This is a genomic window from Niallia sp. RD1 (assembly GCF_024219955.1).
Taxonomy (GTDB): domain Bacteria; phylum Bacillota; class Bacilli; order Bacillales; family Cytobacillaceae; genus Niallia; species Niallia alba.
On sequence record NZ_CP100420.1, the window covers coordinates 3,679,613 to 3,694,921 of the forward strand.

Consider the following 15,309-nt stretch of genomic DNA (forward strand, 5'->3'; position numbering starts at 1 on the left):
TAGAAATGAGACTAATTCTAGAAACAATTGTAACATCAAATTATCACCTGCCTGATCATATATATTGAGGTAGAAGTAAGATAATGCACTTATTTCATTAAAATTAAATTTGGTTATCTGTACTATGTAAGTTCTCCAAGAATCAGGAGAAAAAAATGCTGTTTTTCAATAGCCAAATCGAAATGAATGCATATGATAAAGTGGATGGACAACCAATATTTTTGCCAGCTAGGAACAAGCAAAAGCTCTGCTCATTCATCCTGAGTAGAGCGATTTTTTATCCCACTCTTAACGGACAGTAAGACTCCCCCAAGCTTATGAGTATACGAGGAAGAAAGGTGGGAGATTAACTGTCCGTAAAGGTCCGATTAGTTCAACTAACCATCAGTGGGGGAGCAAGGAAAACCCCCACTGATGGTTAGTTGAACTTTATATAACTAATAAGGAAGCTCAATAATCAATGCTTTTTTGATTAATGTGTATGGATATCTTATCTGGGGACGTTTTTTCTTGCTTTGAAGCTGATGGTGGTTGGATTCGGCTTGAATCAGGCGGACCGATGATAACAGATTCTTTCAGTGCTGAAAATGCATCAGCAACCTTTTTTGAATCTATTCCATAAGCTGCTTCAAATACTTCTGGCGGAGTTAGGCGCAATGTATCAGAACCTTCCGCACTTTCAAATTGGTCATTATTAAAAAAGAGATGTAAATGCAATTTATCTGTGGCTGGTCGAATCCAGTGCCACCACGCCATTGGTATAAATACTACATCACCAGGTTTTGCATGGTAATGATGCAGTTTCCGTGTATCAGGATCAACAATGGAAATCATCGCTTCTCCTGATACAATGACATCCAATTCCCAAGCATTTGGATGCCAATGGGGTTCTCTCATATGTCCTTTTGTTAAAAATAAATCGACAAATGACCCACCAATCATGGCTGGCAACTGAGTAGAGGTTACTTTATAAGCGATATTTTCTGGATTTCTTTCAAAAAGCACATTGTCACGCGTATTATAAATAAGATTGGGAGTTCCGCTTGATTGATGAATATTAGTGTTATCAGGAATATAGCCCGACTTTGACATGAAATTTGCCTCCAATACATAAATTTTGGCACAAAGAAAAGGAATAGTATCTTATTTTTTTATATGCTTTTGAAATCACAATGGTGATAAAGAGGAAATGGCAAGAAAAACAGACTGGGACAAAACAAAATATATAATAGATAAAGACGAACAATCTCTAATTTCGTGGCGAAACCAACTCGTTCCATCATTTTTTTAAAAGAAAATATAATGAGTAGGAAATACAAAGCAGACGGAATACACGCAGCTCCATGGAAAGCGAAGTGCCTTCAGGCTGCAGGTGATCACCGCAAACCGTCTTTCTTAAAATGAATAAAACCCCAAAACAATTATACGAACTTTTCTTATCATGTACGTATAATCGTTCGGGGTTATTTGGTTGAAAATACTTATGTTTCAGCTTCTTTTTTATATAAAATTAATTCACTAGTGTTGCGTTAATTTAATTTAACTATTAAAAATACTTGAAATGTTCAATTTTATCATTTTATGCAAAGAAAAAGTCCTTTATAATGGATAAGTTAGGTGGTAACCCGTCCAAATCCACTAAAAAGGACTATCGCATGGACAAGATTACACGAAAAACTTCATTTGGACAATGGTTTTCACCAATAAATCTTCAATTATTTGAAGAAAACGTGAAAACGTTGAAATTAGATTTCTATACGAAAAAACTAACGACAGAGTCATTTCTAAAATTATTACTTTTTGCGCAGCTAGAAGAAGTCGAAAGTCTGCATGCGCTGAGCGATTGTCTTTTCGATGATCAACTGCAAAAGGGCATTGATCTTGATTCTATCAGTATTTCCCAACTCTCACGCCGTTTAAATGGCATGAATCCAGACTTATTCCAAAAGCTTTTCCTTGATTTAGTTTCACAAATTCATGCCAAAACGCACAACACGAAACTTGTGATGCCATTAAAAATCATTGATTCAAGCACATTGCCTCTCAATTTGACTAATCATAAATGGGCAAAATTCCGCAAAACAAAAGCGGGTGTTAAATTGCACTTACGCCTTGTGTTTATGGAAAAAGGTATATCCTATCCCGAAAAGGCCATTATGACAACGGCCAAAGAACATGACCGCGGTCAGCTTGAAGTAATGGTTGATGACAAGGAATGTATGTATGTGTTTGACCGTGGTTACTTAGACTACGAACGCTTTGATCGGATGACAGATGACGGCTACTTTTTCCTTTCTAGGCTGCGAAAAAACGCAGTCATACGGGAGGTTTACGATTTTAAACTACCCGAGAATACATCTGTTTTGTCGGATCAAATGGTGTTGATTGGTACGACGCAAAACCGTGCCGAAAATTACTTTCGTCTTCTAAAAGTGATTGATTCAAAAGGAAATGAGCTTCATTTAATCACAAATCGTTTTGATTTAAGTGCTGAAGAAATCTCAAAGATGTATAAATCACGCTGGGCGATTGAGTTATTTTTCAAATGGATTAAACAACATCTCCATATCAAAAAGTTTTACGGCCAAAGCGAATGGGCAATTCAGAATCAAGTGTTTATCGCACTTATTGTTTTTTGCCTGCATGTTCTCGCACAAATCGAGACAAAAAGTAAACGAAAAACCCTACAAATTAGCCGATATTTACGGGCAGCTTTGTGGAAACCAGCACATATTTGGCTTCGAAAGATTGAAGGAAAAACCATTCCTTAATAAACAAATTGTCGTCGTCTCTTAAGTCTAATTGTAAAAAATTTCCAAATGGATGGATCCACCTTTAGTTGGGTATTTACTTTTTTGGCTCTTAACAGGGGACATATTTAAACTGAATATTCTAACAACATTTATGCAACACTAGTGAAATTAATTATTTAAATCAGAAAGACCAGGTGCATGTTCATTTGGCATATCTGGTAGCTCTGGAACTGGATAACCTTGAGGTGGTGGAACAACATTCAAGTCGCCGTTATTTCGGCTAGGGGTTGTTCCTTGGAAAATCTCACCGATTCTTGTATTATCGAGCCTGAAATTAAATTGTGCATTATGGAAGCCCATGTCCACATATTTTCGACATTCTGGATATTTATTAATATCATAGTTAGGAACAGGAAGAATTTTTCCCCAATCTACGCCTAATGTTTCTAATGCTTTAGCGAAGGCATTTTGATGCGCGTTATCGCGGACGATTAAAAAGGCAATTGTTTCTCTTAATGTTTTGTTGTTGCTCATTTCATAAATTCGTGATTTTTGCAGCACTCCTGTTGACTCTAGAACAACATGATTTAAGAGATTTGCGATTAGATTCCCATGATCATATACCCAAGATGCATTCCAGGGATTCCCCCCTGCATCAACAGGAAGAGAGGATTTAGCGCCCATAATATAATGATGGGGGTTAGCGCCGCCTTTGATTACATCATCTAAAGGTGCACCGTCACTGGCTAAATTACCTGGCATATTTTCACCTGAGTCGTTCAGCAATTGATTAATCGTGGATTGAACAAGTTCTACATGGCTAAGTTCTTCCAAAAACACCCCGCGGATAAGATCACGATATTGCTTTGCTTTTCCGCGGAAGTTGGCACTTTGAAAAGAGAACTGCATCATTGTTCTCATTTCTCCAAATTGCCCACCTAATGCTTCTTGCAACACTTTTGCGGCATTGGGATCTGGCTTGTCGGGGACAATCATATTGATTAAATCTTCTCTATAAAAATACATGCGTACATCTATCTCCTTTTTCATAATCTGCACATCCCTTTTATCATTCCAAAAGAGGATAAGGCTATACAGGAAGCTTCAAAAATGGAAATTTTTTGATAGGAAAAGGTGTTTGCTTTTGTTAGAGTAAATGTAGTAATTATTTGATGGAGGGAAAAATATGAATAGGTTAGTCATCATGACGGTTGGCATGACGCACAGTGGAAAGTCAACATTTGCCCAGATGCTAGAAAGCAGGCTTAGAAATGCGCTTGTTATTGATCAAGATAATCATGCTGAATTTTTACAGACATATTATGAAAAACTTTTGCCAAAGGATGGAGCTAATCATATTAAACATGCCCTGACAAAAACAATCGTGGATTATGCTGTTAATCATTCTAACTGTCATCTTATTTTAAGTAATGCTAATCGTAATCGCGAAAGTCGGATGGAATTGCTTCGATATTATAAAACAAATGGTTTTATGACGGTCCTTGTACATTTTAATCTTCCGATAGACCTACTAAAGGTGCGAATTGCCAAAAGTGAGCGGGATATATTACGTTTAAGAACGGCGTCTACTTACGAAGAGATTCTTAATCGTCAGCATGAGCAAACAGGGGGCATGGCACTAGATCCAGCAGAAGGGGAAGCCGATTATCTATTCACAGTGAAGCAGGAAGAAGATGTACCTATTATTAGGGATTTGATTGTTAATCTTACAAAAGGTTAGAGCATTAATTATAAACATGCTGCTAAAAAATATGGTTCCTGAGTGAAGAGTGCAGTTTCCTCGGCTCCATTCCACTCAGGATTTTTAATCTTTTTTATCTAATAAGGCAAAAAAATCTTAAAAAACATCATTTTCCTTAAATAAATAGTAAGATAATAACTTCTCTGTATTTGCTTTTAATTCTGTATTAGCAAATCGATGGACTTCGTGATAGTTTGCTACATAGTAATGGTATTCGGTAAAGTTCTTATCCAAATTGCCCTTTATTAGTTTTATTTTCTTTTGACGCATTTTTTCCTTGAATCCTTTTAAGTCATCTTGGACTTTTTTCATCGTATGTTCAATTAAATTTAGATAAACTTGATTAAGTTTAAAGGGAGTTGTTTTTGCTTGCTGGTAATCTCTTTCTAAAACAGTTAGTAAGAGGGGCAAATAAATGAGATGTTCCAGTATTTTTGTGTCTTCCTTTGATAGTCTATTCATGGTGATTTCCTCTAAATTACAAGCGTTCCACATCGATCAGCAGATGAAATGGAATATAGTGAATGGTATTGGTTTCTTCCTCAATTCGAAGTTCTCTTTTTATGTAGTCAATAAAAACGGTTCTTCCAATGAGTATTTCGATAAACCCATTTTTAAATAATGAAAATTGCAGGAACAAATGGTATTCCATTCCTTCGTGAATCAGTAAATCGATATCATTTAACTTTTCTTGATCTAATTTTGGTTTTTTCACTTTCTTCTCATTTAATAGCTCTTCCTTCACAGCAGCAACATGTTCTGGCAGCATTAGCGCTACCCATTTTTTTGTTCCACGGTCTTTAATCATGAAAACACACTCCTTCTATCTATTATAATAACTAGAACGCTTGTTCCTTTCAATATATTTTTAAGAACGTTTGTTCGTTTTTAGTGTATGCTAAATGAACAAATATATGTAAATGAAAAAATGCGCAGAGTATGAACACAATGGAAGATGAATCACGTCCGATACTTTTTTGTGAATAGAAACAAATCTATAGGGAGTTGATTTTCGAAAAGGAACAAAAAGAAGGAGAGGGCTGAGCCTCACCTTTGGATAGAAAGAGAACAAAAGTCTCTTATTTAGTAGGCCTTTCCAGCGTTAATAGCTCGTCTTCAAGAGAGCTTGCTCTTTCTTCGACTATTTTTCTGGCATCCTTAACCCCAGCATTGTAAAAATGAGGAGCAAGGGATTCCTTCACAAAGTCTAGTACTCTTTCTGCGGCAAATTCAGAAATCTCTTCCTCTCTTTCTTGTGAGAAGAAGTATTGAATATCTGCAATCATGGCATTTTGCTGTTCTTTTGTAAGCTTATAAAACATCGTAACTCCACCTTTTTTTATTTTGGGCTCTTTTCCCATTCTTCGCGCAGCAAACCATAGATAACATGGTCTACATAATGGTCATAAAGCCATTCCGCTTGTCTGATTATTCCTTCTTCTGTAAACCCTAGTCTTTCTGGAAGTGCTCTGCTTTTTTTGTTTTCGGTTGCTGCAGCAATTTCGATACGGTTAAGATTTAATTCAGTGAATCCATATGAAATAAAAGCTTGGCATGCTTTTGTCATAATTCCATTTCCTTGATATTCTTCACCTAACCAGTAGCCAATTTTCCCAATCTTACTCGTACGGTTAATCTCATTGTAGCCGATTGTTCCAGTTATACTTCCTTTATACAGGATGGCAACAGATTTTGGGTAGCCTCCTGTTTCAAGAATTCCTTGAAGCCTTTGGCGAATATTCTCTTTTGTGTCATCTACTGTTTGCGTGTAATCGAGCCAGCCGAGCCATTCTTTTAAATAAGTTTTATTTTTCATTGTTAATTGAAAAAATTCTTCCGCATCGTCTAAACGAAACACTCTTAAGGTTAAATCCTCATTGATTGTATACTGAAACATCTATGTGTCCCTCCAGTTAAATTATGTATGTTCTTTCATTGTAAGGGAAATCGATTGGAAGTTCATTACTTTTTTTCTTCGTGAACACAATAGTTGTAATTCGAGACATCTCCTGTTTTAATAGGAGAAGAAGTGATCATTTTGCTTTACGATTATTGTGTTTTCTTAAGGAGGATATATAGATAGTGGAAATAGGAATAAGTACATTTGTGGAAACTACACCAGACCCACATTCAGGGAAGGTAGTTAGCCATGCAGAAAGAATTCGCCAAGTAGTAGAGGAAATTATTTTAGCAGATAAAGTGGGGTTAGATGTCTTTGGTGTAGGGGAACATCATCGAAAAGATTACGCAGCCTCAGCACCTGCGATGATTTTAGCAGCAGCTGCCACACAAACAAGTCATATCCGTTTAACAAGCGCAGTTACCGTTCTTTCTTCCGATGATCCAGTCCGCGTGTTTCAAGACTTTGCAACTTTGGACGGATTATCTAATGGACGTGCCGAAATTATGGCTGGCCGCGGTTCCTTTATTGAATCATTTCCGCTCTTTGGCTATGATTTAAATGACTATAATGAATTATTTGATGAAAAATTAGACTTGCTTTTAAAATTGCAAGCATCAGAGAAAGTAACATGGAGTGGAAAGCATCGTGCAGCCATTAATAATCTAGGCGTCTATCCTCGTCCAGTGCAAGATCCATTGCCAATATGGATTGGAAGCGGAGGAAATAGTGAGTCTGTAGTACGTGCCGGGATTCTTGGTTTACCGCTAGTTCTAGCAATTATTGGAGGAAATCCAGCGCAATTTGCACCTCTTGTAGATCTCTATTACCGTGCAGTTGAGCATGCTGGCCATGATCCGAAAAAGTTAACGGTTGCTTCTCATTCTCATGGGTTCGTTGGAGAGGATACACTACTCGCAGCAGATGCTTTCTTCCCGTCTACCCAATATGCAATGAATGTACTTGGAAAAGAAAGAGGATGGGGACCTTATACAAGAGAAACCTTTGATGCAGCCCGGAGTGAAAACGGAGCACTGTATGTAGGAGATCCACGCACAGTAGCAGATAAAATTATTGCTTTGCGCAAAAACGTTGGTATTACTCGTTTTATGCTCCATGTTCCTGTTGGCAGCATGCCCCATGATCAAGTGATGCGAGCAATTGAATTGCTTGGTACAGAAGTAGCTCCACTTGTCCGCAAAGAAATCGCAGCATGGGAAAGTGAAAGCTAAAAAATATCGGGAATGCTTCTTAGCGAGCATTCCCAATATTTTTATCTGATACGATAAATTTTTGAAACCAGTAATTAAGAAAAGACAGGCCATATGAAGTCAAGAATAAATGAATAGATGTGAATTTTTTCAATTTATAGAAGCCTACTTTTTGAAAAAATGCATTTAACGGATAAGCAAAAATAAGATCCATGATTAAATTTACTAATGTATATACAAGAAACCTTTTATGTGTTAAATGAAATATCCAAATATTAATGACTACAAAAGGGCCGAATATAAATCCCAATGCATCTGCGACTAGTGAGTTTAATCCACCTTTTACTTTCTACCATTTAAAGATAAGGGATAAAAGTGTTTCAACTAAAAGAATAGAAGCAGAGAAAAAAGTGACGGGAATAAATTTTTTGATAATTGATTTTGGAAGAAACAACAGGCTTCCCCAACTTATTAAAACCATGCATATTCGCAAAAAAAACAATCGACATAGGTCACCATCTCCATTTTAAAAGTTTTTAATGGTGAAAAATGAAACCGTTTTTAGTTTTCGTCAATTTTTCGATACTATCCTAAAAATGATAATTTGAATCGAAAAATATACAGTAGCGAAAGTTGATCTGTGTCTGTGAGCGTAAGCCGTACAAAATCAAAACCACCAGTGTGAACTGGTGGTTTGCTCTGCGGCTAAAAGCCTCTCTTACCGGCCTCGGCCTTAAAGGCCCACTGAAAAGGTTTCCCTTCTGCACCACATTCACTCACCAATTCTAAAGAATTTCTTTATTTACTTCCGATTTTTCTCACCCGTGAACGGATCGAATTCTTCGAACAAAGTTAGCTGATCAGCCATATAATCTTCTTTCAGCTGATTTCTTATATATTCTTGTATTTGTTTCTTATTTCTCCCCACGGTATCAACGTAGAAACCACGACACCAAAATTTACGATTCCCATAGCGATATTTCAAATTCGCATGTCGATCAAATATCATCAGGCTACTTTTTCCTTTTAGGTAACCCATGAACTGCGATACACTTAATTTTGGTGGAATACTAACCAACATATGGATATGATCCGGACAGGCATTTGCTTCATGTATAATGACACCTTTTCTTTCACATAGCTCTCTTATGATTTGTCCTATACTCTTTTTGTATTTGCCATAAATAATTTGCCTTCTGTATTTTGGGGCAAAGACTATGTGATACTTACAATTCCATGTTGTATGTGCTAAACTGTTCATGTCCTTCATAAGGGCATACCTCCTTCTTGCGTGAGATAAAGTGGTCGGGAAACCAACTTTATCCTACCATGAAAGGAGGTTTTTTTGTTACCTCGCTATAAGCTCTCCGGAACCCCCGGCATAGCCAGGGGTTTTCGAAACCATCAAATAAAAAATCCATCATTAATTAATGATGGATTGACAGTAAGGACAAGTGATATCAGTTACCTGCTTAAATTCAATTCGTTTAAAGTCAGATCTTTTAAAGGTGGAATACGATTTATACTTCGATCCACACATACAATAATTTTTGTCCTTTACAACATGTCTAACACACGGTTTTGCATCAGTTACTACAGTTGGGTAAAACATAACCATAACATTCCTCTTTTCTAATTTTATAAGGCAAATTAGACAGGAAGATTTTATTAACAAGATATACGATATAATCTTGGCAACCCGGCTGCCATAGCAGTTGCTTTAGGCCCGTGGCTTTGCGTCTTTTACTTTCGTAAAATTTGCCCAAATTTAATTTTACCATGTTATTCCGTTAATTCAAGGTATATAGTCATGATTTTTTTATATTTTTGTAAAAAAAGTGAGTTTATAGTCCTATTTATTGTCTAGTAAGCAGAAATGGAAAGGATAAATAATGATTTTAATCCGCATGTTTGGGGATATCAGCCAAAAATTCGATATATCAGCCAAACGCAAAAGGAAATCAGCCAAAAATTCAATATATCAGCCAAACGCAAGAAGAAATCAGCCAAAAATTCGATATATCAGCCAAACTCAAGAAGAAATCAGCCAAAAATTCAATATATCAGCCAAACTCAAGAAGAAATCAGCCAAATCTTCAATATATCAGCCAAACCAAACAATCATAAGAAAAAACTAAAAACTAAGGCGTACTCACTACAGGAATTACGCCGAAAGGGATTTCTTCTCCAGCTTAGATATTAGCTTATAATATTTTATTAAAATAAATAATAAGATCGGGTTAATGAGAAACGAGTAGGAAAGTCGCCACCAGCCATAATGAAAATAACCCCATGGAGATGGGAGTAAAGTGAGCCACTCATATCCTACAATGATAAAATTCCATGTGAAAATAAATAAAACTTTATGTAGAACACTCTTTTTCATCGGATAAAGATTTAGGAAAATAATATTGACAGGTGGTACTAAAAATAAAATGTGAATAATGGATTCCCAATCCACTTCTGATTTACTGAAGTACCAGTAGGTATGGTATCCTACATCTACATATAAATCAAAAAGTTGCTGGAAAGAGATAGTGAATAGCCATATATGTAAAATTTGGTTCCATGTTAATTTCTTATTTGTTTTATAAGCAATAAAGTTAAATAAAAAGACAGAGAGCAATAATCCAATCATAGCAATCCCCTTAAGCAATCAGATAGTTATACTATTTACTTTTTTGATTAGATTATCCTATTTTCTAAATTTTTACATATCCTCTTCCTCGAATATATCCTTTAACATTTTCTCGCGATACTGTAAAAAGTATTTAGTGATTTGATAGTGCTCCGTATTTTCGTACTCTGTTTCCTCTATTTGGTCTCCATCAAAGCTCAGTATCGTTGCATTAGGATACCCTAATAGAATAGGAGAATGGGTGGCAATAATAAATTGGCAGTCTTCTGTTTCCGCTAAATCATGGAGGATGCGGAGAAAGCTTAGTTGCCGTTGCGGTGATAATGCTGCTTCAGGCTCATCCAGTAAATAAATTGCTTCTCCTTTAAAGCGATGAAGAAAGAGAGAGAGAAAGGATTCACCATGCGATTGCTCTAATAATGATTTACCACCATAGCTTCCATATTTTTTTTTCAGATCGAGCTCATCCAGTTGATCAATATGTGTAGCAAATTGATAAAAAGATTCTGCCCGTAGAAAAAATCCATTCGTTAGCTTAGTAGGGGACCAGGATAGCTGCAAATATTCTCCTAAATCGGACTGGGAAGAATGAACGTCATAACTGTTATTTCTGCCGCCGCCTGCTGTGTTGAATTGGCATTGATAGCTAATAGCTTCAAGTAAGGTAGACTTTCCAGATCCATTTTCCCCAACGAAAAACGTCACCTTACTTTTGAATCAAGAGAGCTAAAATTGCTAAGGGCAGGAATAGTAAAAGGATATTGACTTTTTGACAGGATATTTTCCTCTTTTAATCGGATTCTCTTTAGCATTGATACACCTCATTTTTTATTTTGGCTGTTTTCGTAAAGTTTGTTGCGATTACCCGGTAGCCGGAATACACTTCGCTTTCCGTGGGGCTAAGCTTAAGCCTCCTCATTCGCTTCTGGGGTCTCAGACTGTCTCGCTAATCTTCGTGGTGTCTTCGTGTATTCCAGCTGCTCCATTTTTCCAACTAATTGTTTTTTTTCTATTGAAAAGACAATAATCCTTTAGAACACAGCCTTTATTTTTTATGCCCGCCAAGAAGCTGAGCTCGTTGTAAGGCAGTACCGCCAGAAGTGTAGGAAACAGCACGGAGGAGAGCGGTCGATCCATAGCGATTTCGAATATTATCAACAACATATCCAAGCTTTCTTTTTTTCCAGCCACCTGTATCAAATAAATCTAATTGCATGTCATAATCATTCTCTAATTTTGTAATAGAAACAGAAATTTGTCTAACAGTTTGTCCCCGGTAGTTTTCCTGAAACAATTCCAGACAAACTTGATAAATAATCATGGTTATATTCGTTGGATTTTCGATTGTTCGAGAGCGCAGAAAACCGCCGCTGAATTCATCTTTGCTGTATGAAATACCTAATGTGACCGTCCGCCCTGCATGATGGTTGCTTCGTGCTCTTTTGGCTACATCTTCACACATTTCAAGGAGAACAGATTTAATTTCCTGGAGTTTCTTATAGTCCCGTAATAAAATTTGGCTTTTACCATAGCTGATTTGTCCCTGCATAATGGGGGCGCCGATTTCAGATAAATCAATTCCCCAGGCATGATGGTAAAGCTGGTTACCCATAATGCCAAATTTTTTCTCCAGCAACGCTAAATCATAACGCGCTAATTGGCCAACAGAGAAAATCCCCATATTATTTAATGTTTTTTCCGTTCGTTTTCCAATCCCCCACATATCGCGTAAAGGGGAAATAGGCCATAACTTATGAGGAATGTCTTCATAAGACCAGCTGCTGATTCCGTTATCTGCTTTTTTTGCTTCTAAATCAAGGCAAAGCTTTGCCATAAGCATATTTGGGCCGATTCCAATAGTGGAAGGCAAACCAAACTCCCGCATAATATCCGCTTTTAGTTTCTGTGCTATTTCCAATGGGGAGCCTAAGCTTTTTTCCATTCCGCCTACATCAAGAAAGCTTTCATCGACAGAGTAGGTATGAACAGCAGAAGGAGGGACATATCGAAAAAACAATTTCGTTATTTCGGTCGATACCCGAACGAATAGTCCCATTTGTGGATTACTTACGATAATTCTAGAATCATCTGGTATTTCAAAAAGTCTAGAGCCTGTTTTTATGCGAAAGTCTTTCTTCATGGCAGGAGATGCCGCTAGAACAACGCTACCTTTTTGTTCGGTATTTCCGACCACAACAAGATGGCAAGCGAGGGGATCTAATCCTTTTGTGACAGCGGTAATGCTCGCATAGAAGCTTTTTATATCAATACACAGAATCGCTCTATTGGGAAATTGCGTATAATCAAACACGGTAATGCTCCTTTTTTAATCGTTTTGTATGTTTACTAAGCTGTGAAAAGGAATAGAGTGCGTATGATTATTCGTATCTAGAATACGAAGCTCACGTTTTAAATGATCAATATAGGTTGTTTGGCCGGTTAAACGATAAATCGTCCCATTTTTAAAAATATCATAGTGAAGCAAAAGATTATATTCGATTCCTTCGAGTAAAAGTAGTTCCATTTCTTGTATTTTATCTTCTTCTAAAATAGGCATTTTTATTTTTTTTGCTTCCTCTAGAGCGTCTTTTATACTTTGAACATGCTCTGGCAACATCATCGCTGTCCATTTAATCGTGCCTCGATCACGTAGCATTTTAAATCATCTCCTCAGTGGCTCTATTATAACAGAACAAACGTTCGTAATCAAGAAGAGATAAAAGAAAAATAACTTGTAAAATGAGGAAAAAGATTATAACGTTTAAAATTTTGCGCATCCAAAAATTATCAAAAGAATTCTTAACCTGAATTATTCATAGAAAATCATTAATTGGTTACAATCGTTATTCCAATAAGCTTTTTTGTTAAATGTTAATTCACTTGATAAATGAAAAAAGAATCCATTTCTGATAAGGTTAAAACACCAACGAAATAACCACAGAAAGGATTCTTATAATGGCTACTTTACCGCAAATTACCCTTGATTTCAATCGCAAAATTAAATTGTCAAATGATGGAGGGGATCTGTCCTCCGATACTGGTGAATTTCTTTTTAGGGAATTCGATGAGAAAATTGGATTTTCAAAAACACTAGAAAATCATTTGAGGTTAAACGATTCTAGGGCCTATTACCTCCATTCAAACGAGAACTTATTACGTCAAAAGATTTATCAAATGATTGCGGGCTATTCCGAGGATGATGCAGCTGATCATTTAACGAAAGATCCAGTTTTCACCCAAATCATAGGAACGCCAGCGCTCGCTTCACAACCGAGTTTATCTCGTTTTTACACACGTTTTGATAAAGAGTCTATTGATCATTTAAATCAAGCAAACCAAGAATTACTTGATAAAATCCATTCATTTCGGGGGTCCGAAGCTTTATTTATCGATTTGGATTCAACCCATTCTGATACTTATGGAAATCAAGAGGATTCTTCCTACAATACGCATTATGGAACAATGGGTTTTCATCCATTGGTTGCTTTTGATGGTGCTACAGGTGACTTTCTTAAAGCGAAGCTTCGTCCCGGAAATGTATATACTTCAAATGGTATTGTTGAGTTTATTCAGCCATTAATTGAACACTACAACCAAAAGTTCCCTGAAACGAATTTATTCCTTCGTGGAGACAGTGGGTTTGCCGTCCCCGCCTTGTACGAATTGTGTGAAAAGGAATCCGTTTTATATGTGATCCGATTAAAATCTAACCTACAATTACAAAGTCTTGCTAAAGAATACCATCCTTCTTCTGCACCACGAGATGTTTCAGAAACAGAGCGCTATTTTGAAGAAGCCACTTATCAAGCCAAGTCATGGTCGAAACCAAGAAAAGTGATTATCCAATCGGTACGACCAGCTGGTGAATTACTTTTTGCCCATTCCTTTTTTGTTACAAATTTTGAAATAGCTTCTCCAAAAGACATCGTACGAGCTTATCAAAAAAGAGGAACGATGGAGAACTATATCAAGGAATCAAAGAATGGCTTTTATTTGGATCACATGAATAGTCATTCTTTTCAAGTCAACACGGTAAAAATGATGCTAAGCCTGCTTGCTTATAATTTAACGAATTGGTTACGAACCATTTGCTTTCCACAAGGTCAAAAGATGATGCAAATTGATACCATACGTACAAGGCTTATTAAAGTTGCCAGTAAACTAGTGAAATCAGGTAGATCTTATTACTTTAAATTGTCATCAAGTTTTGTCTATCAGAAATTCTTTTGGAACGTATTGGGTCAAATACAAAAACTCCAGATTGAGTAGCTTAACTTGGTTTTACCAACTGAAAAAAATTTAAATTTCAGTTAAGGGGAGAAGTCTGCCTAAAAATAGGACATTTCCAATGGGAAATAAATTAATTAGATTTTAAAGGTTAGAAAATGTTCAATCTTATAAAAAGATAGAAAACTCTCACCTGCATTTTAGAAAAACGTGCATCTTTTAAAGTGCTATGAATATTTCAGGCTTAATAATCAATAAAACAAGAATTGACAACAAGAATTTATCGTGCTAATATTTTGTTAATTCGAAAAAGTGAATAAAAACTCTTATGTAGAGAGGTGGAGGGACTGGCCCATTGAAACCTCAGCAACCATTCTTTTTAAAGAAAAGGTGCTAATTCCAGCAAAGCCATTCATGGCTTTGAAAAATAAGAGGGGGATAAAGATACAAGACGGAGCCTCTCTTATTTTATAAATAAGGGAGGTTTTTATTTTTCTCGTAATGAACGAAAAAACTGAATAACCGCAAATAGGTGCTGTGAATTCCACTTCATAGCTTAAAAGGGAAGACCGGTTAGAGTCCGGCACGGTCCCGCCACTGTGAGGAGGAGCAAATTCTCATATCCACTGTCTTTTTTAGATGGGAAGGGGAGAAGGAGTGATGATTCTAAGTCAGGAGACCTGCCTATTTTGTAAGCAAGCTACTCTACGTGGATATAGAGGAGGGAGAATATGTGTTGGGATAAAGATTGTCTCAATTCTAGTTAGTGCTGAACTTAAATGAGCGTATCTCATAAAAGTCTGACTCCACTATTTATC

At 36.5% G+C, this 15,309-nt stretch carries 16 protein-coding genes, 1 pseudogene and 3 riboswitches; of the genes and pseudogenes, 5 read left to right on the plus strand and 12 right to left on the minus strand.

Features of this window, described 5'->3' with window-relative positions; all coding sequences use genetic code 11:
• Window positions 1–450: 450 nt before the first annotated feature.
• Window positions 451–1,092: a cupin domain-containing protein gene (locus NKG37_RS17440; RefSeq protein WP_212116551.1), complete on the minus strand. Its 642-nt coding sequence runs from the start codon at window positions 1,090–1,092 to the stop codon at window positions 451–453.
• A 563-nt stretch (window positions 1,093–1,655) separates the two neighbouring features.
• On the opposite strand from NKG37_RS17440, the gene NKG37_RS17445 reads away from it, so the two are divergent.
• Window positions 1,656–2,771: an IS4 family transposase gene (locus tag NKG37_RS17445; RefSeq protein ID WP_100525938.1), complete on the plus strand. Its 1,116-nt coding sequence runs from the start codon at window positions 1,656–1,658 to the stop codon at window positions 2,769–2,771.
• A 150-nt stretch (window positions 2,772–2,921) separates the two neighbouring features.
• Here NKG37_RS17445 and NKG37_RS17450 read toward each other — a convergent pair whose 3' ends face one another.
• The gene (locus NKG37_RS17450) at window positions 2,922–3,779 is read right to left on the minus strand and encodes a manganese catalase family protein (RefSeq protein WP_254416415.1); all 858 of its coding nucleotides are present in this window, start codon (window positions 3,777–3,779) and stop codon (window positions 2,922–2,924) included.
• 160 nt (window positions 3,780–3,939) lie between these two features.
• Between NKG37_RS17450 and NKG37_RS17455 the strand changes: the two genes are divergently transcribed.
• Window positions 3,940–4,494, plus strand: a complete 555-nt coding sequence (locus NKG37_RS17455; RefSeq protein ID WP_169188425.1) for an AAA family ATPase — start codon at window positions 3,940–3,942, stop codon at window positions 4,492–4,494.
• Window positions 4,495–4,611: 117 nt separating this feature from the next.
• Here the strand turns inward: NKG37_RS17455 and NKG37_RS17460 are convergent, their stop codons facing one another.
• From NKG37_RS17460 to NKG37_RS17475, 4 genes are all read right to left on the minus strand, one after another.
• A complete protein-coding gene (locus tag NKG37_RS17460; RefSeq protein WP_016204677.1) occupies window positions 4,612–4,977 on the minus strand; it encodes a YhjD family protein in 366 nt (121 codons plus the stop codon).
• Window positions 4,978–4,993: 16 nt separating this feature from the next.
• Window positions 4,994–5,323, minus strand: a complete 330-nt coding sequence (locus NKG37_RS17465; RefSeq protein ID WP_016204676.1) for a YolD-like family protein — start codon at window positions 5,321–5,323, stop codon at window positions 4,994–4,996.
• Window positions 5,324–5,594: 271 nt separating this feature from the next.
• Window positions 5,595–5,837, minus strand: a complete 243-nt coding sequence (locus tag NKG37_RS17470) for a DUF2164 domain-containing protein (RefSeq protein WP_016204675.1) — start codon at window positions 5,835–5,837, stop codon at window positions 5,595–5,597.
• Window positions 5,838–5,854: 17 nt separating this feature from the next.
• Complete coding sequence (locus NKG37_RS17475) at window positions 5,855–6,412, minus strand: GNAT family N-acetyltransferase (RefSeq protein WP_016204674.1); 558 nt, start codon at window positions 6,410–6,412, stop codon at window positions 5,855–5,857.
• A gap of 185 nt (window positions 6,413–6,597) precedes the next feature.
• Here NKG37_RS17475 and NKG37_RS17480 point away from each other — a divergent pair, with 185 nt between their 5' ends.
• Window positions 6,598–7,647 (plus strand): LLM class flavin-dependent oxidoreductase, encoded by a 1,050-nt coding sequence (locus tag NKG37_RS17480; protein WP_101729976.1) that lies wholly within the window; start codon window positions 6,598–6,600, stop codon window positions 7,645–7,647.
• A 781-nt stretch (window positions 7,648–8,428) separates the two neighbouring features.
• Here the strand turns inward: NKG37_RS17480 and tnpA are convergent.
• Both tnpA and NKG37_RS17490 read right to left on the minus strand, forming a co-directional pair.
• On the minus strand, window positions 8,429–8,896 hold the full coding sequence (gene tnpA, locus NKG37_RS17485; protein WP_100525941.1) for an IS200/IS605 family transposase: 468 nt from the start codon (window positions 8,894–8,896) through the stop codon (window positions 8,429–8,431).
• 153 nt (window positions 8,897–9,049) lie between these two features.
• Window positions 9,050–9,244, minus strand: coding sequence for a hypothetical protein (locus NKG37_RS17490; protein WP_254415008.1), 195 nt, complete (start codon window positions 9,242–9,244; stop codon window positions 9,050–9,052).
• Window positions 9,245–9,316: 72 nt separating this feature from the next.
• Window positions 9,317–9,399, minus strand: a riboswitch (cyclic di-GMP riboswitch).
• Window positions 9,400–9,537: 138 nt separating this feature from the next.
• On the opposite strand from NKG37_RS17490, the gene NKG37_RS17495 reads away from it, so the two are divergent.
• On the plus strand, window positions 9,538–9,753 hold the full coding sequence (locus tag NKG37_RS17495) for a hypothetical protein (RefSeq protein WP_254415009.1): 216 nt from the start codon (window positions 9,538–9,540) through the stop codon (window positions 9,751–9,753).
• Window positions 9,754–9,790: 37 nt separating this feature from the next.
• Here NKG37_RS17495 and NKG37_RS17500 read toward each other — a convergent pair whose 3' ends face one another.
• From NKG37_RS17500 to NKG37_RS17515, 4 genes and pseudogenes are all read right to left on the minus strand, one after another.
• Window positions 9,791–10,264, minus strand: coding sequence for a hypothetical protein (locus NKG37_RS17500; RefSeq protein ID WP_254415010.1), 474 nt, complete (start codon window positions 10,262–10,264; stop codon window positions 9,791–9,793).
• A 72-nt stretch (window positions 10,265–10,336) separates the two neighbouring features.
• Window positions 10,337–11,076 (minus strand): annotated as a pseudogene (locus NKG37_RS17505) (AAA family ATPase).
• Between the two features lie 233 nt (window positions 11,077–11,309).
• Window positions 11,310–12,575 (minus strand): Y-family DNA polymerase, encoded by a 1,266-nt coding sequence (locus tag NKG37_RS17510; protein ID WP_016204668.1) that lies wholly within the window; start codon window positions 12,573–12,575, stop codon window positions 11,310–11,312.
• Window positions 12,576–12,590: 15 nt separating this feature from the next.
• Window positions 12,591–12,920 (minus strand): YolD-like family protein, encoded by a 330-nt coding sequence (locus tag NKG37_RS17515; protein WP_016204667.1) that lies wholly within the window; start codon window positions 12,918–12,920, stop codon window positions 12,591–12,593.
• Window positions 12,921–13,219: 299 nt separating this feature from the next.
• On the opposite strand from NKG37_RS17515, the gene NKG37_RS17520 reads away from it, so the two are divergent.
• A complete protein-coding gene (locus tag NKG37_RS17520) occupies window positions 13,220–14,533 on the plus strand; it encodes an IS1380 family transposase (RefSeq protein ID WP_254415011.1) in 1,314 nt (437 codons plus the stop codon).
• A 281-nt stretch (window positions 14,534–14,814) separates the two neighbouring features.
• Window positions 14,815–14,925, plus strand: a riboswitch (SAM riboswitch).
• Between the two features lie 79 nt (window positions 14,926–15,004).
• A riboswitch (cobalamin riboswitch) is annotated at window positions 15,005–15,194 on the plus strand.
• Window positions 15,195–15,309: the final 115 nt, after the last annotated feature.

Bases quoted from the DNA above. Each gene is read 5' to 3' on its own strand.
- NKG37_RS17440 (WP_212116551.1), bottom strand. From the start codon at position 1,092: ATGTCAAAGTCGGGCTATATTCCTGATAACACTAATATTCATCAATCA.
- NKG37_RS17445 (WP_100525938.1), top strand. From the start codon at position 1,656: ATGGACAAGATTACACGAAAAACTTCATTTGGACAATGGTTTTCACCA.
- NKG37_RS17450 (WP_254416415.1), bottom strand. From the start codon at position 3,779: ATGTATTTTTATAGAGAAGATTTAATCAATATGATTGTCCCCGACAAG.
- NKG37_RS17455 (WP_169188425.1), top strand. From the start codon at position 3,940: ATGAATAGGTTAGTCATCATGACGGTTGGCATGACGCACAGTGGAAAG.
- NKG37_RS17460 (WP_016204677.1), bottom strand. From the start codon at position 4,977: ATGAATAGACTATCAAAGGAAGACACAAAAATACTGGAACATCTCATT.
- NKG37_RS17465 (WP_016204676.1), bottom strand. From the start codon at position 5,323: ATGATTAAAGACCGTGGAACAAAAAAATGGGTAGCGCTAATGCTGCCA.
- NKG37_RS17470 (WP_016204675.1), bottom strand. From the start codon at position 5,837: ATGTTTTATAAGCTTACAAAAGAACAGCAAAATGCCATGATTGCAGAT.
- NKG37_RS17475 (WP_016204674.1), bottom strand. From the start codon at position 6,412: ATGTTTCAGTATACAATCAATGAGGATTTAACCTTAAGAGTGTTTCGT.
- tnpA (WP_100525941.1), bottom strand. From the start codon at position 8,896: ATGAAGGACATGAACAGTTTAGCACATACAACATGGAATTGTAAGTAT.
- NKG37_RS17490 (WP_254415008.1), bottom strand. From the start codon at position 9,244: ATGGTTATGTTTTACCCAACTGTAGTAACTGATGCAAAACCGTGTGTT.
- NKG37_RS17500 (WP_254415010.1), bottom strand. From the start codon at position 10,264: ATGATTGGATTATTGCTCTCTGTCTTTTTATTTAACTTTATTGCTTAT.
- NKG37_RS17515 (WP_016204667.1), bottom strand. From the start codon at position 12,920: ATGCTACGTGATCGAGGCACGATTAAATGGACAGCGATGATGTTGCCA.
- NKG37_RS17520 (WP_254415011.1), top strand. From the start codon at position 13,220: ATGGCTACTTTACCGCAAATTACCCTTGATTTCAATCGCAAAATTAAA.